The sequence below is a fragment of the Sphingobacterium sp. NPDC055431 genome (genome assembly GCF_053644255.1).
Genome location: NZ_JBSHLH010000001.1, coordinates 380,925 through 406,662 on the forward strand (window position 1 = coordinate 380,925; position 25,738 = coordinate 406,662).

A 25,738-nucleotide genomic window follows, 5' to 3' on the forward strand; every position below is an offset into this window, starting at 1 on the left:
ATATGGAAGAAGAACAAATCTTATTTCAAGAAAAACAATATCTAGGAAGGGATTGGACTTGGATTAGCGTACGATTGATCTTAGCATTGTTTTGCTTTGTTGCCTATTACATCAACTGGGAACATGTTGTCTCTCAACAACTGTTCTTTATCGTGGGGGTTGGAATCCTGATCGTTTCCATCATCATGCTCTACATGGTCAGTTATCGGACCACAGTTACCAAGACTCATATCATCTTAAGCGGACTCTGGACCACCAGTTTGGTGAAGATCGATCTTAACTCCATCAAGAAGATTGAAAAGGATAGGTATTCCACCTTCTTTTTTAACAACCCCGTTTATAACCTGCACAAGAATGGCAAAATCAGATTCTATTCAGGTGGTAAGGAAGCATTATGGCTTACAGATAACGACGGATTGGTTTATGTAATTGGTTCACAGCATCCTACCCAGCTTCTTCAGGCTGTTTTGAAAGCTAAAGCAGAAAAGTAAAAAAATGTTAACTGAGATTTACTTGACAATCTCTTAAACTTTCATTTCGATTATTTGTTAAATTTGATGAAAAGCATTTAAAAATGACATTTATATATTTCCTTATATCAGCAGTTATATTTTACTACCTATTTAAAATTGGTGTGCGTCTTCTGATGCCTTTCTTTATGAAGAAGGTGGCAGAGAAAATCATGAATGGCGCTCAAGGACAATATGCTAATCAAGGTCCAAATCAACAAAACTATAACGATCCTTTTTCACAGTTTAAGCAACAGCAACGTCCTGACGGAAAAGTTCGTGTGGAATATACTCCTCCGAAAGAAAACAATTCCAGAAAAGGTACGGAAACTGCAGGTGAGTTTATTGACTTTGAAGAGGTAAAATAAAGCATAGCCCGACGAAAAAGCATATCTTTGTGTTGCTATGTGGCTAAAACATCTATCCGTTTTAAATTTTAAGAACTACACTGAATCTTCATTAGATTTTCTGCCAGACACCAATGCCTTTACAGGACAGAATGGTTCGGGGAAGACTAATCTATTGGATGCTATTCACTATCTATCACTTTGCAAATCCTATTTTAATCCCATTGACTCTCAGCATATCAAAAAAGGAGAGGATTGGTTTATGGTACAAGGGCAATTTGATAAGGAAACCGTATTGGATGCCGTTTCCTGTAGCATCAAAAGAAATCAGAAAAAGCAGTTCAAGAAGAACAAAAAAGAATACGGTCGTTTAGCCGATCATATTGGGCAGTTCCCTTTGGTCATGATCTCACCGAATGATAGCTTTATTATCATGGATGGGAGTGAGGAACGAAGGAAGTTTGTCGATAATGTGATATCGCAAACCGACAATCAATACCTTGACATCCTGATTACCTACAACAGGATTCTATTGAACCGCAATATCATCCTGAAGAACATCCGTGAAACTGGCGTTTTTGACAAAGGACTACTTGAAGTTCTCAACCTACAGCTCGTGGAAGCCGGGGAAAAGATATTTTCACGCAGGCAGAAGTTTATGGAGGAGTTCCTTCCGGAATTCCGTCGCTACTATCAATTTCTTTCCGATGATGTCGAGCAGGTAGACCTAGTCTATGAATCTCAACTTCAAGACCAAGATTTCTTGGATCTTCTTAACAAGCATTTGGAAAAGGATAGGGCTTTGGAGCGCACGACTGTAGGAATTCACAAAGACGATCTACAGTTTAGCATCCATGAAGGGATGCCATTAAAGAAGTTTGGCTCCCAAGGGCAGCAAAAGTCTTTCTTGATCGCTCTGAAGTTAGCTCAATATGCTTTTCTGAAAAACAGGAAGCAATATAAGCCCCTCCTGTTGCTGGACGATATCTTTGATAAGCTGGATGAACAGCGGACCAAAAAACTGATGCAATTGGTGTCTGAAGACGAATTTGGACAGATCTTCCTGACTGATACGGACTCCGACAGAATAAGGAAAATATTTCAAGAAATAGGAAAGCCAATTCGTATCTTTGACATACAAGGAGGTCAGATCAATGGCGAAGTATAATGATGATGCATTTAGGAGAAGTGATGATGTAACCATCAAACAAGCAGTGGAGAAGTTATTGGATGTATACCGTCTCAGACGTAAATTCGATGAAACCTCAATTGTTACCGCCTGGCCTGAGCTTATTGGAAGTGCAATCGCCAACCGAACCCAACAGATTTATATTAGAGATAAGAAATTGTTTGTACGCGTAGAATCAGCGGTCATCAAGAATGAACTGGCCATGATGCGCAGACAGATTATCGGACGTGTCAATGAATACGTTGGAAAGGTGGTCATCGAAGAGTTCGTTATTCTTTAAGGCTTTTACTCTTTATCTATAATATGAAATATTACCTGTCAGCATTGACAGGCTTTATCATCTGGGGAACATTCGCCTTGGTCTTGAAGCCTCTCAGTGACTATGGAGCCCTCGATATATTAATCCACCGTGTCCTATTTGCCTCAATCTGTATACTATTGGCCTGTTTTATCTTCCGAAGAAAACAGACACTAGCCAGTATAGAATACCTTAAAACCAGTAATTCCACAGAAAGAAAACAACTCCTTGTCAATGTACTGGCAAGTGCCGTCCTCTTGGGGATGAACTGGTTCCTGTTTATTTATGTGATGAATGCAGTCAGCGTCAATGCAACTTCCTTGGCCTATCTCATTTGCCCCATATTGACAACCGTATTGGCCAGTATTTTCCTCAAGGAACGACTCAACAAAGGACAATGGTTTGCTGTAGGCCTCAGCATCGTTAGTTGTATCCTATTGGCTTATGGGCATTTTCTTGACCTTTTCTATAGCTTCATCATCGCACTTTCCTATGCAGGCTATCTTGTCCTGCAAAAGAATAAATTCAAGCTTGATAAATTCTTTACCCTGACCATCCATATTTTGGTTAGCACTATTTTATTGCTGCCAATCCTTTATGTTGTGGACAGCTCCGTTCCCAAGACCGATGAGTTTTATACCTATATCCTCATCATTGCCATTGGATATACCATTATTCCACTGTTCTTGAATATCTATGCCCTGAAGGGGCTAGACTCCTCTGTAGTGGGTATATTGCTGTACCTTAACCCGATCATTAGTTTCTTTCTGGCAGTTCTATATTACAAGGAGTCTATCAATACGGCCCAAATCATAGCCTTTGGGATGATATTTATAGCTGTAGTCATTTTTAATATTGCCTATATTTATGAAAGAAGACGTCAGACTCAACTTAAAATGGAAGGCTCATGAAATTTAAACAGCAGTTATTACAGATGTTCGAACTCTCTGATGAACAAGCCGAATTGATTATCTCCAGGTTTGTTCCCGAGGAGCTCAATAAGAATGAATTGTTCCTGGAAACAGGAAAATCCTGTAAAAAGCTGAGTTTTATCGAAGAGGGTATCTGTAGGGTTTTCAAATGGACAGATAGCAAGGAAGTGACGCAATGGATCGGAGGTGATGGCTATTTTATCACGGATTTAGCTTCCTTCTTTTTCGACAACCCTTCCAACTGGTCGATTGAAGCATTGACACCTACCAAGCTATGGACCTTAAATAAGTCAGATTACCTCGATATACAGCAGTCCATACCCAATTGGAATGTGATCGAAAAAAGATTCATCGCGAAATGTTTTATGCAGATCGAGCATCGGGTATTCGATTTTATAGCTTTATCTGCCGAAGAACGCTATCAAAAGTATTTTGAACAGAATAAACAACTGTTCAATCAGGTTCCCTTACAATACATTGCCTCTGTATTGGGCATGAGCCCAGAAACCTTAAGCCGCATCCGGAATAAATTATCTTCTTGATAAATGTCAAGTGCTTCTGACTACCCCAAGGCTAACTTTGAGGTATGAAAGAACAGATAGAATCACAGATTATCATAAATGCTCCTGCAGAAGCTGTATGGGCTATATTGGCCGATTTCAAAGCTTATCCGGAATGGAGTCCTAGCATCGCTGAATTTTATGGAACTCCTCAAGTTGGCAAACGGACCCAGGTCCTGCTGACCCAACCAGGTGGTACCAGCATGAAGATGAATCCAATCTTTTTAAAGATAGAAAGCAATCAGGAACTTCGTTGGAAAGGAAAGCTTTTTATCAATGGGTTATTTGATGGCGAGCATTATTTTATCCTGAATAGGATTTCAAACGATCAAACACAGCTTATCCAAGGGGAAAAGTTTTCAGGCATACTGGTGCCACTCTTCAGGAAAATGATTCATGGAAATACCAAGAAGGGCTTTGAACTCTTCAATGCCGCCATTAAAGAAAGGGTGGAGTCTAGGCTATAGATATTGTTCTAGATCCCCTTTGCCTTCACGGATGATTTCAAAGTCGCCTGAGGTCACATCAACAACTGTCGAAGGAACGTTGTCGCCATACCCACCGTCAATTACTAAATCTACCTTTTCCTCGAATTTCTCATAGATCAATTCAGGGTCGGTAGAATATTCGATGATCTCATCATCGTCATGGATGGAGGTAGTGACGATTGGGTTACCCAATTCCTTGACGATATCACGGACAATATTGTTGTCCGGAACACGGATACCTACAGTTTTCTTTTTAGAGCTCAACAGTTTAGGGACTTGGGAGCTCGCATTGAAGATAAAGGTAAATGGACCAGGCAATGCTTTTTTCAATACCCTAAAAACGGTGGTGTCAAAAGGTTTGGTATATTGAGAAATATCTGTCAGGTCATAACAGATAAAGGAAAGGTTAGCCTTGTCCGGTTTCAGTCCGCGGATCGAGCACACACGCTCTATGGCCTTCTGGTTTGTAATGTCGCAACCAATACCATATACCGTATCTGTTGGATAGATAATCACGCCTCCTTTTCTTAATATCTCCACAGCCTCTTCGATAGCCTTTGGATTCGGATTGTCATTGTAGATTTTTAGTAACATGGATTAGTTAATTAAATTGTTTCAATATTACTGAATAAACAAAAACCGTCAAAATAATGTTTGTTTTGACGGTTTTTTAAATTTATCTAGTTTTTAAAACTCTGCGTTATTTGGTGTTCTTGGGAAAGGAATGACATCACGGATATTGGTCATTCCAGTGGTAAATAATACCAACCTTTCAAATCCAACTCCAAAGCCAGAGTGAGGAACCGAGCCAAAACGGCGGGTATCCAAGAACCACTCCATCTCTTCTGTAGGAATTCCAACCTCACCCATTCTGGTGATCAGTTTTTCCAAGTTTTCTTCACGTTGTGAACCGCCAACCATTTCACCGATTCCTGGGAACAAGATATCCATGGCGCGAACGGTTTGTCTTCCGTTAGCATCTACTGGGTTCTGTTTCATGTAGAAAGATTTGATCTCTCTTGGGTAATCAGTAAGGATGACAGGTTTTTTGAAATGCTTTTCAACCAAGAAACGCTCATGCTCCGACTGTAGATCGGCACCCCAACTTTCTATCAGGTATTTGAATTGTTTCTTCTGGTTAGGCTTGCTTCTCAACAAGATCTCGATGGCTTCTGTGTAAGTCACGCGCTCAAAATCATTGTTGATGACAAAGTTTAATTTCTCGATCAGGTTCAATTCAGAGCGTTCGTTCTGAGGTTTAGATTTCTCCTCCTCCAATAAACGGTTGTTCAAGAATTCAATCTCTTCCGGACATTGCTCCAAGGCATAACGGATAACATATTTCAATAGATCTTCAGCAAGATCCATGTTGTCTTCCAATTCATAGAAAGCCATTTCCGGCTCGATCATCCAGAATTCAGCCAAGTGACGGGTCGTATTGGAGTTTTCAGCTCTAAAAGTAGGGCCGAAGGTATAGATATTTCCAAAAGCCAATGCCGCCAACTCACCTTCAAGCTGTCCAGAAACAGTCAGGTTAGTAGATTTTCCGAAGAAATCTTCTTTAAAATCGACATCACCGTTTTCTGTACGTGGAATATTGTTCAGGTCCAAAGTTGTCACACGGAACATTTCTCCAGCACCTTCAGCATCCGAACCTGTAATGATTGGCGTATGCATATAAATGAAGTCACGTTCTTGGAAGAACTTGTTTACTGCAAATGCCAGGGCATTACGTACTTTGAAGATGGCGTTGAAAGTTCCGGTACGGAAACGCAAATGTGCAATCTCACGAAGGAATTCCAAGCTGTGTTTCTTCGGTTGCAAAGGGAATTTTTCAGGATCCGAGTCTCCAATGATAGAAACATCGGTTGCTTTGATCTCTACTTTCTGTCCTTTACCCAATGATTCTACCAAATTTCCTTTTACACGCACAGCCGCACCGGTAGTAATCCTTTTTAGGATTGCATCCGATGTGTTTTCAAAATCAATGACCGCTTGAATATTATTGATTGAAGATCCGTCATTGATAGCTATAAATTGATTGTTACGGAAGGTACGAACCCACCCTTTAACAATAACTTCTTTTCCGAAATCCTCTGATTTTAATAATTCTTTAATTCGTGTATGTTCCATTTTGTAGAAAAAATATTTTAATGGTCGCTTTATAGGCTTACAAAAATAGCCAAATAATTGATTTATGGTCTATTTTACCCAGCCTTTTTCAATAACTTCTTTTGCATGGTAGGTCAAGATCGATGTCGCTCCTGCTCGCTTGAAACTCATCAGGGTTTCCAAGATAACCTGCTCGCTCAACCAACCATTTGCGATGGCAGCTTTCAGCATGGCATATTCACCGGAAACATTGTAAGCTGCAATCGGTAGGTCAAAATTATCGCTCAACAACTTGATGACGTCCAAATATGGCAATCCTGGCTTTACCATCAAGAAGTCAGCTCCCTCTTGGGTATCCAACTGAGCTTCGATCAAGGCCTCCTTGCTGTTTGCAGGGTTCATCTGATAGGTTTTTTTATCGCCTTTTTTAGGGGCAGAACCTAAGGCATCACGGAAAGGACCATAATATGCCGATGCATATTTTGCCGTATAGGACATCAATGACACATTGCTGAATCCGTTCTCGTCCAAAATATTGCGTAGGTACCCAATTCTTCCGTCCATCATATCCGATGGAGCAATGATATCAGCACCACTTTCTGCATGTGCCAACGCCATTTTACCCAATACTTCTAAAGTTTCGTCGTTCAGGATCTCTCCATTTTCAACAATCCCATCATGACCATCAGAACTATAAGGGTCCATCGCCACATCGGTAACTACACAAGCTTCAGGGAAGTTTTTCTTAACCGCTTCAATAGCTTTTAAGTATAATGTGCCTTTTCTGTAGCTTTCTGTAGCATATTTATCTTTTAGGGATTCTTCCACAGCTGGGAATAGATCGAAGGCTTTCAAGCCTAAATTCATACAGCTTTCTACCTCACGCAATAAATTATCGATCGAATAGCGGTAGATACCAGGCATGGAGGATACTTCAACTTTTTGGTTGTCTCCATCTACAATAAACAATGGGAAAATCAAGTTGGCAGCAAACAGATGGTTCTCTTGAACCATGTCGCGGATTACAGCTGATTTTCTGTTTCTTCTAGGACGGTGTAACATGTTTTTGTTTTTTTTTATGTAAGAGCGAAGGGGGATAATTCCCCCTTCGCTATATTATTTTCTAATAATCCAATCCGAATACAGCTTCCGCCAATCCAATTTCGTCTGGCGTGAATGGAAGGGTATATTTTAAGCCTAATGCTTCAATAGCTTTGGCTGTAGAATAACCGATACAGATAATCTTTTGATCAGGATCCGCCAAGTTCTCCCGGAAATAAGCTTCCACATTGCTTGGGCTGGTAAAGATCAATACTTGGGCATTGCTCTTATCCACTTCTTCTTCGATTACCGATTCATAGATTGGCATATCGATGATTTTGGTATTTTCAGTCAATGCTTTCTGGATCGTTTGCAAAGAACCTTCAGCGCGTGGGATCAATACGGTCTGACCATCCACCAACTTCGCAAACTCCTGTGCTATTCCTTCCGTATCGATACCTAAGTTATCACCTGAAAAATCAGCAATACGGTTGAATTTGCGCAAAGTATCTTCCGATCCTCTTCCTAGGACACCGATCTTTGTTTTCTTCAGGATCCAAGGTTCCAATTTGAAGAAATGTTCAATGGCATTTTTGGAATTGAAGAAGATCCAATCTGCTCGCTTCAAAATGAAGGAATCTAATTTATTGATGGTAGGGAAAATGCGGATCAATGATCTGGCGTCTACCTGAATATCATGTTTCTTAAGGAAACGGGCTAAATACGAATTTTCAGCAAGATCCCTGGTGATAAATACCGAAGAAGGTAATTTTCTGTCCTTTTGGTATTTTGCGAAAATCTTCTCTGCCATTCCCTCTGTCGTCTCAGACTCCAAGAACACACGGTCAGGAAAGTCTTCGTTGGTATCAGCAATGGAAGTCCAAGATTGGAATACGCCATCTTTCTTACGGCAATAGCTGCCTAGAGGTGCATGACAACCTGCATCGAACAAATTCAAAACTTTACGTTCTACTGAAATAGCTTCAGCTACCTCTTTATCGTTGATCTGTTGTAAGATGTCAAACAGTTCTTGGTCACTTTCACGAATCTGTATGGCCAATACCCCTTGTGCAGGAGCAGGCACAACTTCTACAGGTGCGATCTCTTCCAAATGGAAATCCGAAAGCTCCATGTTGATCCTTGCAATCCCAGCCTTAGCCAATACAATGGCATCATATTTCTCATCACGTAATTTCTGAACACGTGTTTGAAGGTTTCCACGAAGATCTTCAAATTCGAGGTCCGGACGTAGAGATAGGAGTTGTGCTTTTCTTCTGTTAGAAGAGGTTCCAACCGATGCATTATGTTTTAAGGAAAGACGCTTGGTGATATCGACACAATCTTTGTGTATAATCAATAATTCCGATGGGTCTTCACGTTCTGAAACTGCCGCAATGATCAATCCTGGAGGATTTACCGTGGGTAAATCTTTATGTGAATGAACTGCCAGATCAATTTGGCCAGACAACAATTCTTCTTCTAACTCTTTTGTGAAGAATCCTTTTCCTTCAAGTTTGTCTAGTCTTAAATGCTGAACAATATCCCCTTGGGTTTTGATGATTTTTAATTCAGCTTCGATTGATATTTCGGCTAATCGATCCTTTACAAAGTTTGCTTGCCATAGTGCCAATTCACTTCCACGGGTACCGATAATTAGTTTTCTGTTCACGTTCAAAGATTTACAAATGAATAATCCGGAGGCAAATTTAAGGAAATAGCCTCTTAATTCTGATGATTTAATGTCAGAATCAGAATATTTTTAAGAAAATTTAATATTAATTGCTTTCTGATTCGGCAGATTTAACCAAGATCTCTTTCGCCATCACCATAGGAACTTTGATATATTTCTTTTCCATATAGTTGATGACCTTATTCAGCACTTCACGTGCTTGTGGGTCCAGTTGCTCAACTTCATTGGCAAATACTTCCGATAAAGCCATGGCTTTGATTTCCTTGATTTTCTCAGGAACCTCCTTCATAGCAACCTCAACGCGACGTTGTTTCAGGATCGGTAAGAATTCTTTGATGTTTTGCTCAATGATTTTTTCAGCATTATCCAGCTCTGCATAACGCTCTTGGATATTCTTCTCCGCGATCTGTTGCAAGCTGCTTACTTCGATGTAGTGGATTTGGTGTTTTGCAATCACAGCTGCATCAATATCATTTGGAATGGCTAAGTCAACAATTACCTTTTTATCCTCCTCACCATTCAATAAAGACTCGTAAAGATCTTCGTGGATAATGGCTTCAGGGGCACCCGTACAGGTAATCATCATATCAAATCCCTTTTTGTAATTCTTCAATTCGCTCAAAGGATAAACAGGCGCCTGCAATTCTTCAGCTAATGCCTGCGCATTGGCAACTGTTCTATTGAAAATAGTGAAATTACTGTATTTATGTTTTTTAAGGTATTTTGCTAAATTTTGGTTGGTCTCCCCAGATCCAATGACCAAGATCCTAGGGTTGTCCTTTAATTTCACTTCACGAAGCTTGCGATAAGCTAGGGATACTACCGAAATAGGATTGCGTGAAATATTGGTGTAGGTATAGACTTCTTTTGCGGTTTTTACCAAGCGGTCCATCATCAGTCTCAGGAAATCTCCCGTAAACCCCGCCGCTTTACAACGGTCGTAAGCACGACGGATCTGAGCTAGGATTTCTTTTTCGCCAACTACCAAACTCTCCATGGAACATGAAGTGCGGAATAGGTGGTTCAAGGCGTCAAGACCTGAATATCTGTTGACCTGTCCCAAGTAACATTGCATACGCTCCGCTGGAACACAGAAATTCATGCTGTCTAAAAACTGCACTACAAAATCATCGTTCAACTCATGCGCTCCATAGAACACAAATTCCACACGGTTACAAGTACCGATATAAAATATCTCAGGAATGTCTAAATTGTTTTTTAGGTTAATAAGGCGACTATCCAATTCTTCATTGCATATCACCAGATTCCCCAAATCTTTTAGATCGACATGTTTATGGGTAAACGCTATAACTTTTAAATTCTTCAAAGCCTAATTATTTCTCCAATAATTTTGTACTGCAAATGTAGATTAAAACAGCGTTGCTATTGTCAAGAATGTGTCAATACAGTGAATTTAGAACGATTATAAATAGTGTTAAAAATATGTTAACAATCTGATGTACAATGTTATAGGTTTGTTAAAGCGCTAATATTGTGATGACAATCATTTCTAATGCGGATAATAAATGACATTAATTACAGTTTATACTTAACGATTATCGATAAATCATGCATTTTTTCTGCCTTTATTCAGTTTAAATCCCAAATTTTCTTTCCTAAATCCCGTCAAATGTTCATCTTTGAACTATAATTTTTATCATGAGAAGTTTAAACAAACCTTTGGCATTAATAGGATTTTTTGTGGTGTTTTTTTCTGCAATATTCTGCCCATTCCTGAAAGTTCCACTGCAGGCAAATTGGAATCTTTATCAAGTTGATACCGCCTTGTTCATGATCACAAATGGTTTGCTTGGCCTATGTGTCCTGCTTTTCTTTATGCGTAAATTAAGTCCCTTCCGGATTGCTGCCTGGGTGCTCATCGGATGGATAGTCCTTTCTTTTATATTGGTGTTTTTCCAGATCAACAATTACCTCGGCCTAAAATTAATCGATGGGCTTCTTTCCAAAACCCTTAATATCAAATGGGGCTGGGGAGTGTTGCTGTTCGGAGCCTTGTTGATTCTGTTTTCTGTAGGGAAGAAGAATCATAAGACAGTGGAAGATAGACAGTAGACATAAGAATTTTTCATTCGCCTACCTGAATGGCGTTGAATAGGTAAGATTTATTATTAGGCTTGAACAGATCTAGATCTTAGACCGAATAGGGGATAGAACCCCCAGAAGGGGTGAAATCTTTTTCTGCACATCACCTTTTTGAAGGAAAATAGTTCGTTCGCTGTGCTCACGATGACAAAATCCTCATAAAAAAAAGAAATAGATTCTTCGCTTCGCTCTGAATCCCTCTTATTACAATTCCAATTCTGAACGAATAGTGAAGAATCTGTACGGTTCACTAACCCTAGATTTTGTCCCCCTTTATCGAAGGTAAAGAAACAGTACGTTGATATAAATCTTATCATTTTTACCATTAAATCAGCATTTTTCAGAGAGTCTTCCTTCGTACCAATTACAAGTTTGGTAGAATTGTGGTTCTAACCATTCATGCCCAGATTTATTTACCAGAAGATATTTCTAATCGCCATAAATCCCCATCGGGGATGAATTATTTTAGCATGAAGGTATTGAACAATATAGGGTTAATGCAAAAACGATGTTCGATTAATCGAACATCGTTTTTGCGCTACCTCAAGGATAACGAGCCATGTCTGCTAAAATAATGGAACCCCAAAAGGGGTTATATCTCTAAAATTAAAAAAATGGTTTACTGGCTAGTATGTTACGGACGTATGCAATACGCTCCTGTCAGATATGCCGAATATATACGGGAATTTTGATCTTGGTCTATCCTCCCATCCCTTCAATCCTGGTTCAACCCATTCGATATTCCCCTTCAACGACATAAGATAATGAATCAACCCCCTCTAATGCGCGAGGGTCTTATGTCTGATGTCTTATGTCTGATGTCTGATATCTATTGTCTCCTGTCTACCCCGGCCTATGCGAGATAAAATGCTGTTTCAATTTATCTAGCCCAATATTTTCCTCCACTTTGTCCAGTTCATAGATCCATGCCTTTTCTGGCAAAACTTCCAGATTCTCTTTTGAATTGATCAGATCAAGGGGTTTTACCTTGATTGACTTTTCGATGGGAGGGAACGCGTTGTGTTGTCTTCTCGAGGTCCTTAAGATCTGGAATTCCAGATTAGGCCATTTGTTGATGGCGGAGAAATTGCCTGTATAGAACTGGTTATATTCACGTGCAGGAACGATATTGGCGAATATCCCTGTTCTTTTGTTTCCTACAGATTCAGATACTGTAACCAACAATTCAAAGGAAGTCTCATTGACAATAAAGAATTTGACCAATCCTTCTTTCTGTTCACCGGTCAGGGCTAAGTATATGCCCTTTTCGATAAATTTCCCCGTCTGAACCACCTGGGTTGGTTCCTCATCCTCCTCCATACGCATGTTGCCATGGACTAGGGTGATCTTATCTTGCATCACCGGAATCTCAAAGCCAGTGTCATCCGTCACCCCAACAAGTCCGTTGCTCAAAAAAGCGGTAATATGGCCCTCAATGGGTTCATCAACAAACCTGACTAAATCTCCTATTTTAAAATTCATCGTAAACTCTCAATAATATTAACAAAATTATGAATATCCTTTAAATCATTATAAAGGTGTATTCCTATCCTAATCCCAGTTCCACGGGGAAAACATTTCACGCCCATGTTCATCAGGTTTGGGTAAAGCTCCTGAGGGAGCTGCACGTTTATCAAGGAAGAACGAACCGAGCGCTCTGCTATATAAGGTAGGATCAAATCCCTTTCCAATAACAGTCGGTATGCCTCATCCGATAGCTCCTTGATGTGTTGCTGTATATTTTCTAATCCTTGTGCTTTCAAGAAAGTTAGACTGCTCTTCAAAGTTCCATGGCTTAGGGTATCCTGATGACCAGGTTCAAAAAAGGTATCCAAGATGCTCTTGTGTTTCCACATTGCAACCTCAGGCAGTGGAACCTCAGCTTTCAGGTCTTCCAGCATCAGTTTCAAGCCATCGCTGATCAGCATAAAACCATTCCCAAATCCTGACAAGAGCCATTTATAACCAGAAGCCCCCAAGACATCAATCCCCGAATCCTGAAAATTAAAAGGACCTGTTCCTAAAAATTGGGTACCATCAGCAATGATCCAGAGATTAGGGTATTCTGCCTTTATCCTTTTGATAAAATCTAAGTCTATCATCAGTCCTGATATGTACTGCACCAAGCTCAGGATCAAAACGTCCGGATTGTGCTTCTCAATAGCTTTTTGAAGCTCATCTTCCACATTCGCCGATACAGCAACAGAGGTATGTTTCAATTTTCTGTTGACTATGGGGTATTGTAGGGATGGGTATTCATCTTCCAGGACCAAATAGCTCAGGTCCTTGGGCAGCAGGTCCACCAAGGTGGAAAATCCAAATGAGAAATTAGGGGTCAAGAAGGTGTTCGCTGCTTTTGTTCCGAAAAAATCCGCAACGGTCTCTCGAACTCCATTGATAAACTCCGGCTGTTCATCCCTTAGATTAGAATTGATATCAAAGAATTCCTGCTCCCAGGTCTTCCTCCAATCCAAGGTTACCTTCGGCAACAATCCATTGCCAGGTGTGTTGAGATAAACAACATCATTTGGAAGGTTAAAGTTTTCCTTCAAAGTCATAAGGCAAAATTTCTTGTTCGTCTAGAATGGATAAATATTCATGTTGACTGATCATTTCTGCCCCCATTTTGCGCAAATGATCTGAGGGGATCTGACAATCGATTAATTCAAGCCCAAAATTTTTAGCTAAGTGAAATAAGGCAACCTTTGATGCGTTTGGGGCCAAGGAGAACATACTCTCTCCGCAGAAAACATGACCAATTTTTACGCCATATAACCCTCCCACCAAAGTATCATCTTGCCAAACTTCCACGCTATGTGCATAGCCTTCTTCATGCAACTGTAGATAGGCTTTCTGCATATCTGAAACGATCCAGGTCCCATCCTGATCCTTTCTAGGGATATCGGCACAGGTCTCGATGACAGCTTTAAAATCCGTATCAAAGCTAACTTTAAATCTGTTTGACCTGATGACCTGCTTCAAGCTTTTGGAAACCTTCATTTCTGAAGGCCTTAAAACAAACCTTTCCAATGGTGCATACCATAATATTGGACTGTCCTCATTGTACCATGGAAAGATGCCGTTTTCATACGCCAACATCAATCTGTCAACACTAAGGTCGCCACCAATTGCCAGAAGTCCGTCTTCATCGGCTCGGGAAGGGTGGGGGAAAACCAATCTGTTTTCATCCAACAAGTACGGCATGCTATAGCGATTTGCCTATTCAGGCTGTCTTGGTTCCTTGCTGATCTCATCAAAGATCTTGTCCATATGTTCAACGTATTCGTTGGTATCATCTAGGAAGAATTCCAACTGTGGAACGATGCGGGCTTGGTTCTTGATCCGTGCTCCCAATTTATAGCGTATCTCGTTAGTCTTTGATTTGATGCTATCGATGTCTGCCTTGGCAGTTTTGGTGTTCAAGAAGCTCAAATAAACCCTAGCAATGGCCAAGTCAGGAGTGACACGTACCCTGGTAACGGTAATAAAAGCACCGGGAGCCCAAGAGTTGCCCTCACGTTGAAACATTTCTGCAAGATCTTGTTGTATTACTCCAGCAAATCGTTGTTGTCTTTTACTTTCTGTTCCCATCTTTTGATTTGATTGCGGAAAGCTGCATTGCATTTCCTCTTACAAATATAGGGCTTTTCTATAAACTAGTATATGTTTGGAAGAACCTTTGGCGATCAAGCGAAGGAGGTGTTTTGAGTGCTATTTTTGAACTAGGATGTGGCTCGACTCCGCTCGCCAACCGGGGATGGGAGGATCTTTTGAAAGCATACCAAGGCCAATCCCATCGCAAAGGGCAACGGCATTCTAATCATTTTTCCGCTACTGGAAATGAGCCGATTGCTAAAGGACTTCCTGCGGAAGGATGGTTGTTAGTATAAATTAGGAACCCCTGGAAGGGGTGATATCTTTGTAGAAAATCGGATTGTTTATCGGATAACCCACAGTGTGGGTGAAATGTTTTTAATAGGTCTTTCGGTTCACCCTGAGGGTATCCTGAAGGGTCTCGGAACTTTCCACAATCATTTGAAATAGTTTCCTCATCTTTCGATTACGGAATGATAGCGGCTCTAAATAAAATTAAAAATAGATTCTTCGCGTTGCTCTGAACCCCTCTTTAGCGTATTTCCATTTCTGAACATCTCGTGGAGAATCTGAACGGTTCTTCTTCCTAAAGCCTTGTCATCCCTTGCCGAAGGCAAAGTAGCTGTAAGCCAATACAATACATGATGTTTTTGATTTTGAAATCTTGCATGATGAGATACTTCGGATGAACCTCAGCGTGAAAAAAAACCTTAACTTGTCGACGTAGTCCAGCGGGAATGAAATCAATGAGGAAAGATGGACTGTAAACGGCCAACCCTAACGGGGCTGGAATATTTTTCAGCAAATCTTCCAGCTTGGAAGAAAGGTAGAAGATATATTTGAGCCATCATATTGACCTCATTCGAGACACATTCCGAAATTTCGCAAAATGTACCGTATACAGTCCATGGATTTCCCGAATATGTCTCGAATGAAAGCAAGTTTTGACCTGAATATTTCATTCGAAAATATCGGCGAAAAAAGGCATAAAAAAAGACTTGTCGTGGGCATGGTGACAAGTCTTTAATCAAAATTAGTTTATAATTGGATAGAATAATTCTTTTCGTAGTTTTAAGACTTTCCGGTCTATCATGTTTAGTAATTTGTAGTTGGCTATTAAACGTGAGTGGAAGCTCACTTATTAATATTATTCATTCCCCTTTACATCACAAACATAGAGCTTTAATTACGATGTGACAAGATGTTTTTTAAAAAAAAGTAAGTGATTACTTAATTGACAAAAGCTATTTTTTGTCCTATTTCTTCATGATTTATTCATCGTTTCTTAATAAATTAAATTCAAAAATTGTGAACCTATTGAAAGATAAATGCTTGTTTTTTAGTGTGCTAAAACGGAAAAGCTTTAACAAAATTTAACATTTTGTTTTTGGAGGAAATCCTAGCGATGTTCTTCAAAAATTAACCAAAAAGGCACAGAAAATTCATGCATTTTCCTAAAAAAATTATTGAATGTCAAAAAAAATAATTGGCTGAAATGGATAAATCATTGTAATAATTCTGGAAATTACTAATCAGGCCAGTCCCTTGTTGCCTTGCATTTTCCCTATATATTGGTACTTTTGTTCGACAAGATTTTGAACATGAAGATTTGGCAAAAAAATATTGATGTAGATTCCTTTGTGGAAACCTTTACCGTAGGGCAAGACCGTGAAATGGACATGAACCTGGCAGCCGCCGATGTTCTTGGTTCTTTGGCCCATACCAAAATGCTGAACAGCATTGGATTGATGACCGACCAAGACTTGGAGGATGTGCAAAAAGAACTCAAGAATATCTACAGAGAAATTTTGGCCGGAAATTTCAAAATTGAGGACAGCGTCGAAGATGTGCATTCCCAAGTAGAAATGATGCTGACCGAACGCATCGGTGAGGCCGGAAAAAAGATTCATTCTGGCCGTTCCAGAAATGACCAAGTCTTAGTGGACCTAAAATTATATTTCAGGTCTGAAATCGAGAGCATCTTTAAGAATACGGAAGAACTGTTCGATCAGTTGATCAGCTTAAGCAATCAATACAAATCGGTACTGATGCCGGGCTATACGCACCTTCAGATTGCCATGCCATCTTCCTTTGGATTATGGTTTGGTGCCTATGCAGAAAGCCTCGTGGATGATCTGCAACTGTTGAAAGCGGCTTGGAATGTCTGCAACAAAAACCCATTGGGTTCAGCAGCGGGTTATGGATCATCTTTTCCCTTGAACAGAACGATGACGACCAACTTGCTTGGCTTTGAGGATCTTAACTACAATGTGGTCTATGCACAGATGGGCAGGGGGAAAACCGAACGGATATTGGCACAGGCCATGAGTTCGATTGCAGCGACCTTGGCAAAATTTGCCATGGATGTTACCCTTTTTATCAATCAGAATTTTGGGTTTATTTCCTTTCCGGCACACCTGACAACAGGTTCTTCTATAATGCCACACAAAAAGAATCCCGATGTGTTCGAATTGATCCGCTCGCGTTGCAATAAGATCCAGGCATTGCCAAATGAAATTGCCCTGATGACCACCAACCTTCCGGTTGGATACCATCGTGACCTGCAGCTGTTAAAAGAAAATCTTTTTCCTGCATTCCAATCCCTGAATGATTGCTTGGCTATCGCTAAATATATGTTGGAGAATATTTCGATCAAAGATAATATCCTGGATGATCCGAAATATGATTATTTATTCTCGGTTGAAGTGGTAAATAATGAAGTGTTGAACGGGGTTCCATTCCGCGAAGCCTACCGCAAAATCGGTCTGGATATCGAAGAAGGAAAATTCCAGCCAGCAAAAGAAGTTAACCATAGCCATGAAGGAAGTATCGGCAACCTTTGCAATGATCAGATCCAAAGAATGTTTGAAGAAGTGAAAGCTGATTTTGGCTTCGAAAAAGTAGATGCTGCCCTAGATAGCCTTTTGGCGCAGTAAATAAGAGACATAAGACATAAGACACAAGACATAAGACATTAGACCTGGACAGGTTTAATGTCTTTTTTATGTTAAATACTTTCTTTAAGGGGGTAATAATAAAGTTGGGTTATCCTGATTCAGTAAAAAAAGAAGACGCCAGTAGGTCTTATGTCTTGTGTCTATTGTCTTATATCTCTTAAAAAGTCTTAAGACTTTTTAATACAGAACTTATATCTTGTTTCGCTTTCGAAAACATCTCCTGGATTCAGTTTCACCGAAGGGAATTTTTCTTGGTTAGGACTATCGGGATAATGTTGGGTTTCGAAGCAAAGGCCACCATAGCGCAGGTACTTTTTGCCGGATTTCCCTTGGTCATCGTCGAGGAAGTTTCCGCTATAGAGGTGCAGGCTCGGTTCGGTGCTGAAAACCTGGAGTTCTATGCCGGACTCTTTTGAGAAGGCTTTGGCAATGGGTTCGCTAATGGGTTGTTTATTGATAAAGCTATGGTCATAACCATTGGCGATCTGGATCTGTTCCTCTGGGCTATTGATATCTGTTGCCAAAAGTTTGGGTTGGCGGAAGTCGAAAGCAGTTCCTTCTACTGGATAGATATCACCCGTTGGGATCTGGTTTTCATTGAGCTGAAGGAACTCATCTGAAAGAATGCTGATTTCATGGTTCAGGGTATCACCGTTTCCTTCGCCATTTAAATTGAAATAAGCATGGTTGGTCAAGTTGAGAACCGTAGGGGCATTAGTAGTTGCTCTATACTTAATAATGATTTCATTCTCATTGCTCAACTCGTAGGAGACGGTTGTCTTTAGCTCACCGGGGAAGCCTTCTTCTCCATCAGGGGAAACATAATAGAAATCGACTAATTTATTGAAGCTCACCTGTCTGTCCCATACACGGTTGTGGAAACCGTCGACTCCTCCATGCAGGCAGTTGCTGCCATTGTTCTGTGCTAAGCTGTATTCCTTTCCATCGAGGGAGAATATTCCGTTGGCAATACGGTTGCAGAATCTGCCAACTGTAGCTCCATGATAAAACTGCTTTGCCTGAAGGTAACCTTGAATGCTGTCAAACCCTAATATCACATCGATCAGGTCACCATTTTTGTCGGGAACCAATGCACTTACCAGTCTAGCGCCATAATCGGTCAATGCGATTTGCATTCCAGCTCGGTTGGTAAGGGTGATAAGATGGGTGTTTTTACCATTCAATTTACCTTCAAAGTCTTTAGGAAGAGGGAGTTTATAAGTCGTCATTATGTTTTAATTGCTTCTGTTAAAGATAATAATAAAGGGGGGCGTTCCAAAGAACTAAGGAAAAGGAATGGTAAATACCTGTTCATTGACGTTCTTTTGGTTCCCAGCGATTCATTTATTATTTATTTTTTAGTTCATAATCGTATTTTAAAAATCGATGAGATTTTATTATTTTGTTGGAAATCAGTGTTATGTTTAAGGTTTCGTTATTATTTCTTGCTGTCGGAATTTTGGTTCTTGCCTTTGCGGTATTTGTGCCGGCAAAGGACTCCTCCATTACGATAAATACCTACGATACCTTCTTTATTATCTCATCTATATCGCTTTTTAAGTTTTTGGGTTTACTGGGGCTGATTTTTGCCGGCTTATACTATTTTACGGAGCAGATGCTCTATTCCAAAACTTGGAGCATCATGCATTTGATCAGTTTCTTATGTCTCATTGTTAATTTATGGACCTGGGGATTTGTGGAAAGGGTTTATTTTGGGAATATTGAATCCCAGGTTTCCGGTAAAGCCTCAAACCTGGCTGAGGTAGAGCGGTTTTACAAGATCCAACAGTTTTATGTAGGCTCCTTTATTATGTTGCTGGTCATGCAATTTGTGTATGTCCTGAATCTTTTGTTTGGAATGATGACAAGAAATAGGAGCAGTGAGGATCTGGACTGATAATTACCTATGACAACGAATTATTGGCTGTAATAATTAAGGACTAATCCATCTACATAGGGTCCTTGAAATTTTTAAAATGGTATATTTGCCATTCAAAATCTGAGATTTTACATGAATTGGAAACAACTGATATCGGCAAAGCGCTGGGGCTATGAAAGTCGTGCGAACAATGATCAATTTGATGCTCGTTCTGAATTTCAGCTGGATTATGATCGTTTGATCTTTTCTTCACCATTTCGTAGGCTTCAAAACAAGACGCAGGTATTCCCTTTGCCGGGAGCTGTTTTTGTTCATAACCGCTTGACCCATAGCCTAGAGGTTGCATCGGTAGGAAGATCCTTAGGGCGTTTGTTTTACAACATGTTGAAGCAGGAGAATCCTAATATTGATGAAGAAGCACCTTTTTTGCAGGAGGTGGGGAATATTGTGTCGGCAGCATGTCTGTCTCATGATTTAGGGAACCCTGCATTTGGACACTCTGGGGAAGCTGCCATTTCCACCTTCTTTACCGAAGGGAAAGGGCAGAAGTACAAAGAGATGGTCAGCAAGGAGCAGTGGGAAGATTTGATTCATTTTGAAGGGAATGCCAATGCCTTACGGATTTTGACCCATGCATACAATGGGAAAGACCCCAAGGGATTTGCCTTGACCTATACGAGCTTGGCTTCCATCGTTAAATATCCTTGTTTAGCAATTGATGGACATGTGAAAGGCTCTCACCATAGAAAGAAATATGGCTTTTTCGATTCTGAAAAAGCGAGTTTTGAAAAGATTGCTTTGGAATTAGGCTTGGAAAGGGACCCTTCAAATCCTAATGGCTATTTGCGCCATCCATTAGTTTACCTGGTTGAGGCAGCTGATGATATCTGTTATAATATCATTGACCTGGAGGATGCCCATCACCTGAAGATCCTTTCGTACAAGGAAGTGGAGGAATTGCTCCTGCCGCTTTGTGCTGGGGAAGATTTAAGGGAGAGATTGGATTCACTGGGTGATACCGCAAGTCGGGTTTCATTATTGAGGGCAAAAGCTATCAACACCCTGATTTGGGCCTGTGCAAAGGTTTTTGTAGAAAACCAAGAGCAATTCTTGAAGGGTACCTTTGAGAAACCGCTGATGGATGCGCTGGATCCGGAAATCGTGCAGCATATGAAGGTAATCTCGAAGATTTCCGTTGCACGTATTTACAATGCACCTACGGTGGTGCAGATTGAAATCGCAGGTTTCAAGGTGATGAATGCTTTATTGGAAGAGTTTGTGCCAGCCTATCTGAAGTCTAACAAATCCATGTTTGACAAAAAGTTGGTGGCGATGATTCCTGAGCAGTTCCATACGGATAAGGATGATACCTATTCCAAGATCCGTGCTGTCCTTGATTTTGTTTCCGGGATGACGGATGTATATGCAGTGGAACTGTACCGTAAGATCCAAGGGATTTCTATAGCTTCTTTGGAATAAAAATTTCATTTTTCGTTAGATTTAAGATGTGATATGGCTTTCGATTGAAGGCCAATATAAAGTATTGAATGAAAGTAGTAATAGCTGAAAAACCTTCTGTAGCGAGAGATTTGGCCAGGGTGATGGGCGCGAAAGAGGTTAAGGATGGATATATTTCGGGGAATGGCTATGCCTTTACTTATGCATTTGGCCATTTGGTGCAACTGTGTACTCCGCAAGCCTATGGCTTCCATAATTGGTCCATTTCCAACTTGCCGATCATTCCCGAGCAATTTGCCTTGGAGGTGAAGAAAGTCAAGAGAGATGGCAAACAAATGGATGATTTGGGTGCCTTGAAGCAATTGAATACAATTAAGGCTTTGTTGGCCCAAGCCGAAGAGATCATCGTGGCAACGGATGCTGGGCGAGAAGGAGAATTGATTTTCAGGAATATCTATTATTACTTGAGGTCCAATGTGCCTTTTAAAAGGCTGTGGATTTCCTCGCAGACGGATAAAGCCATCAAAGAAGGTTTTGCCAACCTGAAGGAGGGTGTAGAATACGACAGTTTATATATGTCGGCCAGGTCAAGATCTGAATCGGATTGGTTGATCGGTATCAATGCAACCCAAGCATTGACCTTAGCTGCAGGGAATAGAGGGCTCCTATCTTTAGGTAGGGTGCAGACCCCAACCCTTGCGATGATCTGTTCGCGATATCTGGAGAACAAAGATTTTAAGCCTCAGGCTTTCTATAAAATCCAGGCCGGTTTTGAGAAAGAGGGCATTCAGTTTAAAGCTACTTCGAATAAAATCGATAAGAAGGAAGTGGCCGAAGAAACTGTTGCCAAACTACAGGTTGGGATGCAGGCGATGGTCAAGAATGTAGAGGCCAAGGAAACGAAGGAGCAACCACCGCTGTTATTTGATTTGACTTCCCTTCAGCAGGATGCCAATAAGAAATACGGCTATTCGGCGGACCAAACCTTGAGTATTGCCCAGACTTTATACGAGAAAAAAGTAATTACCTATCCACGTACAGGTTCCAGGTATATCGGTGAAGATGTTTTTGAAAAAATTGAGGAGCTCTTCCAGCATTTAGCGGACACCGCACAGGAACAGATTGCCGTCATCAGTAAGAACCTGATAGGCGCCAAGCTGAACAAGCGATCGGTCGACGATAAAAAGGTGACGGATCACCATGCCTTATTGGTAACCGATGAAAAACCGGGGCCAATGCCTATGGACCAGCAGAACATCTACAATATGATCGCTAAACGTATGGTAGAAAGTTTCTCGGAGGTCTGTTTAAAGGATATCACGACAGTGACAATTGACGCTGCGGGGGTGGAATTGATTGCCAAGGGAACCGTGATCAGACAATATGGTTGGCGATTATCTGCAGACCAGGTTGAATTGCCAGATGAGGATAAAAACACGGATGACCAAGACAATGAAAATGCCCAGTTACCAAAATTGAGCATAGAGGAAATGCTTGAAGTATTGACCTTGGAGTTGGCAGAGCGATTTACCAAGGCAAGACCTATCCATACGGAAGCCTCCTTATTGAAAGCGATGGAGACATCTGGTAAGGAAATCGAGGATGAGGAGATGCGCCAAGCCATGAAAGACTGTGGTTTGGGTACACCGGCAACCCGTGCTGCAACCATTGAGACCTTGTTTCAACGGGATTATATCAAAAGGGACAAGAAAAAATTGATCCCAACGGAGAAAGGTCTTTCGGTTTATTTCCTGATCAAGGATCGCTCCATTGCGAAAGTTACCCTGACAGGTAAATGGGAGCAGAAGCTTGAAGAAATGCGAGCGAACAAGGTGAGCTATGATGTGTTCATGAAACATATCAAAGATTATACGGAAAAGATCACGAAAGAGCTTTTGCAATTGCGGGTAGCCATTGCCCATGAGGAACTGAAACCTTTGCAAAAAGGAAAGATCAAATGCCCTAAATGTAAGGCTGGCCAGGTGCAACTGTATGATAAGGTTGCCCAGTGTGACCATTATGCGAGGGGATGTGACTTTAAGATTTGGCGTACGCTAAATGGTGTTTTCCTCGATGAAAAGGAGATGAAGAACCTGTTGGAGAAAGGGAGAACTTCGGTGCTAAAAGGACTGAAGGGACAAGATGGGCAGGTTGTTTCCGCGCCTTTGCTTTTCGAAAACTTTAAAGTAAATATTGGTTGATTTCCTTAACTTAGATAGATGGACACTATCTATGTTTTCTCTGGTTTAGGAGCGGATCGTCGGGTCTTTGAAAAACTTGATTTTTCAGGGATGCAGGTGGTTTATGTGGACTGGTTAAAACCAAGACCTGCAGAAGCGTTGGAAAGTTATGTGTTCAGGCTTGCCGAGCATTATCAAATCCCCAAACAGGGAGCAAATGTACTGGGACTTTCTTTTGGTGGAATGTGCATTGCTGAGCTCTCAAAATACTATGATTTCAAGAAAACCATTTTAATTTCTTCGGCGAAGACCAAGGATGAATTGCCGAAGGTCTTGGGCGTTTCCAAATTCCTTTCTCTGCACAAATTGTTTTCTGGAAACCAATCGAGATTTGCGAATTCCAAAGTTCTGTATTGGCTCTTTGGACTGAAGTCGGATGAAGAACAATTCCTATTTGATACGATGTTGGCAGATACAGATCCGGACTTTCAAAAATGGGCCGTGGACAAGATCGTCAATTGGGAGAACAGTCATGTTCCTGTTAACTGTCTGCATATCCATGGTGATAAAGATCGATTGATCCCAATCCAGAACGTAGACTATAGCATTCGGGTAAAAGGGGGCGGGCATTTTATGGTTTGGAATAAAGCTGCTGAACTCAATTTTCCCATTCGAAATTTTCTCCTATAATTGTACTGATTTCCTCAAAGTCATGTTGCGGTCAATTGTAGCAGCATGGTTTTCCATCTATGAGTTTTGTGTTACCTTTGCAGCTTATGGCAAATAAACTCTATAATCCCTTTTTGGATTTTAAATTTGATAACAAAACTTGCTTCTTGTCAGGAAAAGCATTGGAGTCGGAAGATGAAAAGATTCAGGTATTCCCTGTTTGGATGATGCGCATCTTTGATTTGGAAGATAAGCCGTTTAAGTTGTTGGATGAGAGTTTGGTGACTTACAAGCAATTGCAATTGCCATGTTCGGCTGAGGTGGCGGCAGTCATCGCAGGGGTAGAGAAAAAGGTGGAGGATGCAGTGAACATTGGCTATACGGCCTTAAAAGAGCTGGATCAGCTGACCCTTTTTCAATGGGTTGGTAAAATCCTGTACGGTGTGGTGTTCAACGAGATCCAAGTAGGGATTAGACAGGCTTTCCTTTCCGGAGAGCAGTTGAATTTTTCCCAAGCATTGGTACATAAGTTCAAGAACCTGCATTTTATGTTGCAATCGCTGATCACTCCGATGGAGTTTGAACATAAAAACCCCTTTACCATTTTAGTGTTGCCTGTTGACAGTACCCCAGAAACCTTTATGTACCGAGATGAGATCAATACCTTGATCTTTTCGATCCGTATGAAGGATTTTGCCATCATTGCGACCATGCAAGATAATGGTGTGCATGAAATCTATCATGATGAGGTTTTAGCAAAAATAAAGGGGAGGGTTTTGCACCCTGTTCAATTTGAAGAGATCTGTGCTCGTTTTTTCTATTCTGCTTATTTATTTAACAGATTGCCCGAATACACCTATATGGAAGTTCCAGAGAAGGTTTTCGTGGAGCCAATGCCTTTGAATGATTGGACTCTCAAACCAATTTTTGATCAATGGACGGTTAAAACCTATGGACAGGTATTGGAAAGTTTTTGGAAGCCCTGGGGCTATACCTTATTTGAAATCATCAAGGACCCTGAGAACCCTATGAGCTTCATTACGGATGATCAAGGTGAGTTTATTTCCGATATTGATCTAGCAAAGTAATTTCTATTATTCTTGAATTTTTCTTACCTTTTAGGTGTTGATTTTAAGATCCTTATGAAGACATTTCTCACGTTCGTTATCCTATTTCTATCTGCTTTTGGGAGCTTAATGGCCCAAAATGAAGTGATTGTGGACAGCAGTGTCGTGCGGGAAGTGGATGTTATTCCTCAGTTTGTTGGCGGAGCTATAGGATGGCAACGCTTTTTGGAAAATAACTTAAACCTATCCGGTGTTTTCAGGGATATGGACAGCACTGAATATGTGAAGTATGGTCTCCGTCAGACTGCCATCTTGGAATTTACAGTCTGTGAAGATGGAGAATTATGCGATATCGACATCGTCAACAAGTCCAAAATCAGTCCTTCATTTGCGCGAGAAACCATGCGCCTCATCAAGAAATCCCCGAAATGGAAAGCAGCCATAAAGGATGATAAGCCAGTCCGCACTCGGATTAGGCAGCCGATCGTTGCAATCCTAGATGAATACTAATCCTAGCTAAAACTTATTAGCATATTCCTAATAATAATATTGTAGTAATAGTTAAATTACTGTAAAGGCATCTTTACATTAATTATTGCACTTTGTCATTTATTTTATTGGTAATTTTTTAATAAATATTAAATTTGACAAACCAAATTATGAAA

25 protein-coding genes are annotated in these 25,738 nt (G+C 40.6%); 15 read left to right on the top strand and 10 right to left on the bottom strand.

What is annotated here, in order from left to right:
* Positions 1-2: 2 nt before the first annotated feature.
* The 7 genes from ACWIB3_RS01630 (at position 3) to ACWIB3_RS01660 (ending at position 4,302) form a co-directional block, all read left to right on the top strand.
* Positions 3-491, top strand: a complete 489-nt coding sequence (locus tag ACWIB3_RS01630) for a hypothetical protein (protein WP_185211233.1) — start codon at positions 3-5, stop codon at positions 489-491.
* 83 nt (positions 492-574) lie between these two features.
* Positions 575-877, top strand: a complete 303-nt coding sequence (locus tag ACWIB3_RS01635) for a DUF4834 family protein (RefSeq protein ID WP_185211232.1) — start codon at positions 575-577, stop codon at positions 875-877.
* Positions 878-914: 37 nt separating this feature from the next.
* Positions 915-2,024, top strand: coding sequence for a DNA replication/repair protein RecF (recF, locus tag ACWIB3_RS01640; protein WP_185211231.1), 1,110 nt, complete (start codon positions 915-917; stop codon positions 2,022-2,024).
* Entirely contained in the window at positions 2,011-2,325 is a 315-nt protein-coding gene (locus ACWIB3_RS01645) for a DUF721 domain-containing protein (RefSeq protein WP_093101548.1), read from the top strand. Before recF ends, ACWIB3_RS01645 begins: the two co-directional genes overlap by 14 nt.
* A 23-nt stretch (positions 2,326-2,348) precedes the next feature.
* Entirely contained in the window at positions 2,349-3,254 is a 906-nt protein-coding gene (locus ACWIB3_RS01650; protein ID WP_454290718.1) for an EamA family transporter, read from the top strand.
* Positions 3,251-3,817: a Crp/Fnr family transcriptional regulator gene (locus ACWIB3_RS01655; protein WP_185215941.1), complete on the top strand. Its 567-nt coding sequence runs from the start codon at positions 3,251-3,253 to the stop codon at positions 3,815-3,817. Before ACWIB3_RS01650 ends, ACWIB3_RS01655 begins: the two co-directional genes overlap by 4 nt.
* 44 nt (positions 3,818-3,861) lie before the next feature.
* A complete protein-coding gene (locus ACWIB3_RS01660; protein WP_313260878.1) occupies positions 3,862-4,302 on the top strand; it encodes an SRPBCC domain-containing protein in 441 nt (146 codons plus the stop codon).
* Here ACWIB3_RS01660 and ACWIB3_RS01665 read toward each other — a convergent pair.
* From ACWIB3_RS01665 to hemA, 5 genes are all read right to left on the bottom strand, one after another.
* On the bottom strand, positions 4,297-4,917 hold the full coding sequence (locus tag ACWIB3_RS01665) for an L-threonylcarbamoyladenylate synthase (RefSeq protein WP_093101542.1): 621 nt from the start codon (positions 4,915-4,917) through the stop codon (positions 4,297-4,299). The genes ACWIB3_RS01660 and ACWIB3_RS01665 overlap by 6 nt on opposite strands.
* 93 nt (positions 4,918-5,010) lie before the next feature.
* The gene (gene asnS, locus ACWIB3_RS01670; protein ID WP_185211227.1) at positions 5,011-6,456 is read right to left on the bottom strand and encodes an asparagine--tRNA ligase; all 1,446 of its coding nucleotides are present in this window, start codon (positions 6,454-6,456) and stop codon (positions 5,011-5,013) included.
* A 69-nt stretch (positions 6,457-6,525) separates the two neighbouring features.
* The gene (gene hemB, locus ACWIB3_RS01675) at positions 6,526-7,497 is read right to left on the bottom strand and encodes a porphobilinogen synthase (protein ID WP_093101539.1); all 972 of its coding nucleotides are present in this window, start codon (positions 7,495-7,497) and stop codon (positions 6,526-6,528) included.
* A gap of 61 nt (positions 7,498-7,558) precedes the next feature.
* Complete coding sequence (gene hemC, locus ACWIB3_RS01680) at positions 7,559-9,145, bottom strand: hydroxymethylbilane synthase (protein WP_185211226.1); 1,587 nt, start codon at positions 9,143-9,145, stop codon at positions 7,559-7,561.
* 106 nt (positions 9,146-9,251) lie between these two features.
* Complete coding sequence (hemA, locus tag ACWIB3_RS01685; RefSeq protein WP_093101537.1) at positions 9,252-10,493, bottom strand: glutamyl-tRNA reductase; 1,242 nt, start codon at positions 10,491-10,493, stop codon at positions 9,252-9,254.
* 332 nt (positions 10,494-10,825) lie between these two features.
* Here hemA and ACWIB3_RS01690 point away from each other — a divergent pair, with 332 nt between their 5' ends.
* Entirely contained in the window at positions 10,826-11,239 is a 414-nt protein-coding gene (locus tag ACWIB3_RS01690; RefSeq protein WP_185211225.1) for a hypothetical protein, read from the top strand.
* Positions 11,240-12,112: 873 nt separating this feature from the next.
* On the opposite strand, the gene ACWIB3_RS01695 is transcribed toward ACWIB3_RS01690, so the two are convergent.
* From ACWIB3_RS01695 to rbfA, 4 genes are read right to left on the bottom strand one after another with little or no spacing between them, the layout of a single operon-like run.
* Entirely contained in the window at positions 12,113-12,751 is a 639-nt protein-coding gene (locus ACWIB3_RS01695) for a hypothetical protein (protein WP_185211224.1), read from the bottom strand.
* A complete protein-coding gene (locus ACWIB3_RS01700; protein WP_454290719.1) occupies positions 12,748-13,827 on the bottom strand; it encodes an aminotransferase class V-fold PLP-dependent enzyme in 1,080 nt (359 codons plus the stop codon). The genes ACWIB3_RS01695 and ACWIB3_RS01700 overlap by 4 nt, the downstream gene beginning before the upstream one ends.
* Complete coding sequence (gene aat / locus ACWIB3_RS01705) at positions 13,805-14,473, bottom strand: leucyl/phenylalanyl-tRNA--protein transferase (RefSeq protein WP_454290720.1); 669 nt, start codon at positions 14,471-14,473, stop codon at positions 13,805-13,807. The genes ACWIB3_RS01700 and aat overlap by 23 nt, the downstream gene beginning before the upstream one ends.
* 15 nt (positions 14,474-14,488) lie before the next feature.
* Positions 14,489-14,860: a 30S ribosome-binding factor RbfA gene (gene rbfA, locus ACWIB3_RS01710; RefSeq protein WP_185211221.1), complete on the bottom strand. Its 372-nt coding sequence runs from the start codon at positions 14,858-14,860 to the stop codon at positions 14,489-14,491.
* A 1,604-nt stretch (positions 14,861-16,464) separates the two neighbouring features.
* On the opposite strand from rbfA, the gene argH reads away from it, so the two are divergent.
* The gene (argH, locus tag ACWIB3_RS01715) at positions 16,465-17,799 is read left to right on the top strand and encodes an argininosuccinate lyase (protein WP_454290721.1); all 1,335 of its coding nucleotides are present in this window, start codon (positions 16,465-16,467) and stop codon (positions 17,797-17,799) included.
* Between the two features lie 188 nt (positions 17,800-17,987).
* On the opposite strand, the gene ACWIB3_RS01720 is transcribed toward argH, so the two are convergent.
* A complete protein-coding gene (locus ACWIB3_RS01720) occupies positions 17,988-19,049 on the bottom strand; it encodes an aldose epimerase family protein (RefSeq protein WP_454290722.1) in 1,062 nt (353 codons plus the stop codon).
* Between the two features lie 191 nt (positions 19,050-19,240).
* Between ACWIB3_RS01720 and ACWIB3_RS01725 the strand changes: the two genes are divergently transcribed.
* From ACWIB3_RS01725 to ACWIB3_RS01750, 6 genes are all read left to right on the top strand, one after another.
* Complete coding sequence (locus ACWIB3_RS01725; protein WP_185215946.1) at positions 19,241-19,717, top strand: hypothetical protein; 477 nt, start codon at positions 19,241-19,243, stop codon at positions 19,715-19,717.
* 114 nt (positions 19,718-19,831) lie between these two features.
* Positions 19,832-21,178, top strand: coding sequence for a deoxyguanosinetriphosphate triphosphohydrolase (locus ACWIB3_RS01730; protein WP_454290723.1), 1,347 nt, complete (start codon positions 19,832-19,834; stop codon positions 21,176-21,178).
* Between the two features lie 68 nt (positions 21,179-21,246).
* Positions 21,247-23,358, top strand: coding sequence for a DNA topoisomerase 3 (locus tag ACWIB3_RS01735; RefSeq protein WP_454290724.1), 2,112 nt, complete (start codon positions 21,247-21,249; stop codon positions 23,356-23,358).
* 18 nt (positions 23,359-23,376) lie between these two features.
* Positions 23,377-24,027: an alpha/beta fold hydrolase gene (locus ACWIB3_RS01740; RefSeq protein ID WP_185215949.1), complete on the top strand. Its 651-nt coding sequence runs from the start codon at positions 23,377-23,379 to the stop codon at positions 24,025-24,027.
* A gap of 86 nt (positions 24,028-24,113) precedes the next feature.
* Complete coding sequence (locus tag ACWIB3_RS01745) at positions 24,114-25,094, top strand: hypothetical protein (protein WP_454290725.1); 981 nt, start codon at positions 24,114-24,116, stop codon at positions 25,092-25,094.
* 54 nt (positions 25,095-25,148) lie between these two features.
* The gene (locus tag ACWIB3_RS01750) at positions 25,149-25,583 is read left to right on the top strand and encodes an energy transducer TonB (RefSeq protein WP_454290726.1); all 435 of its coding nucleotides are present in this window, start codon (positions 25,149-25,151) and stop codon (positions 25,581-25,583) included.
* Positions 25,584-25,738 lie beyond the last annotated feature (155 nt).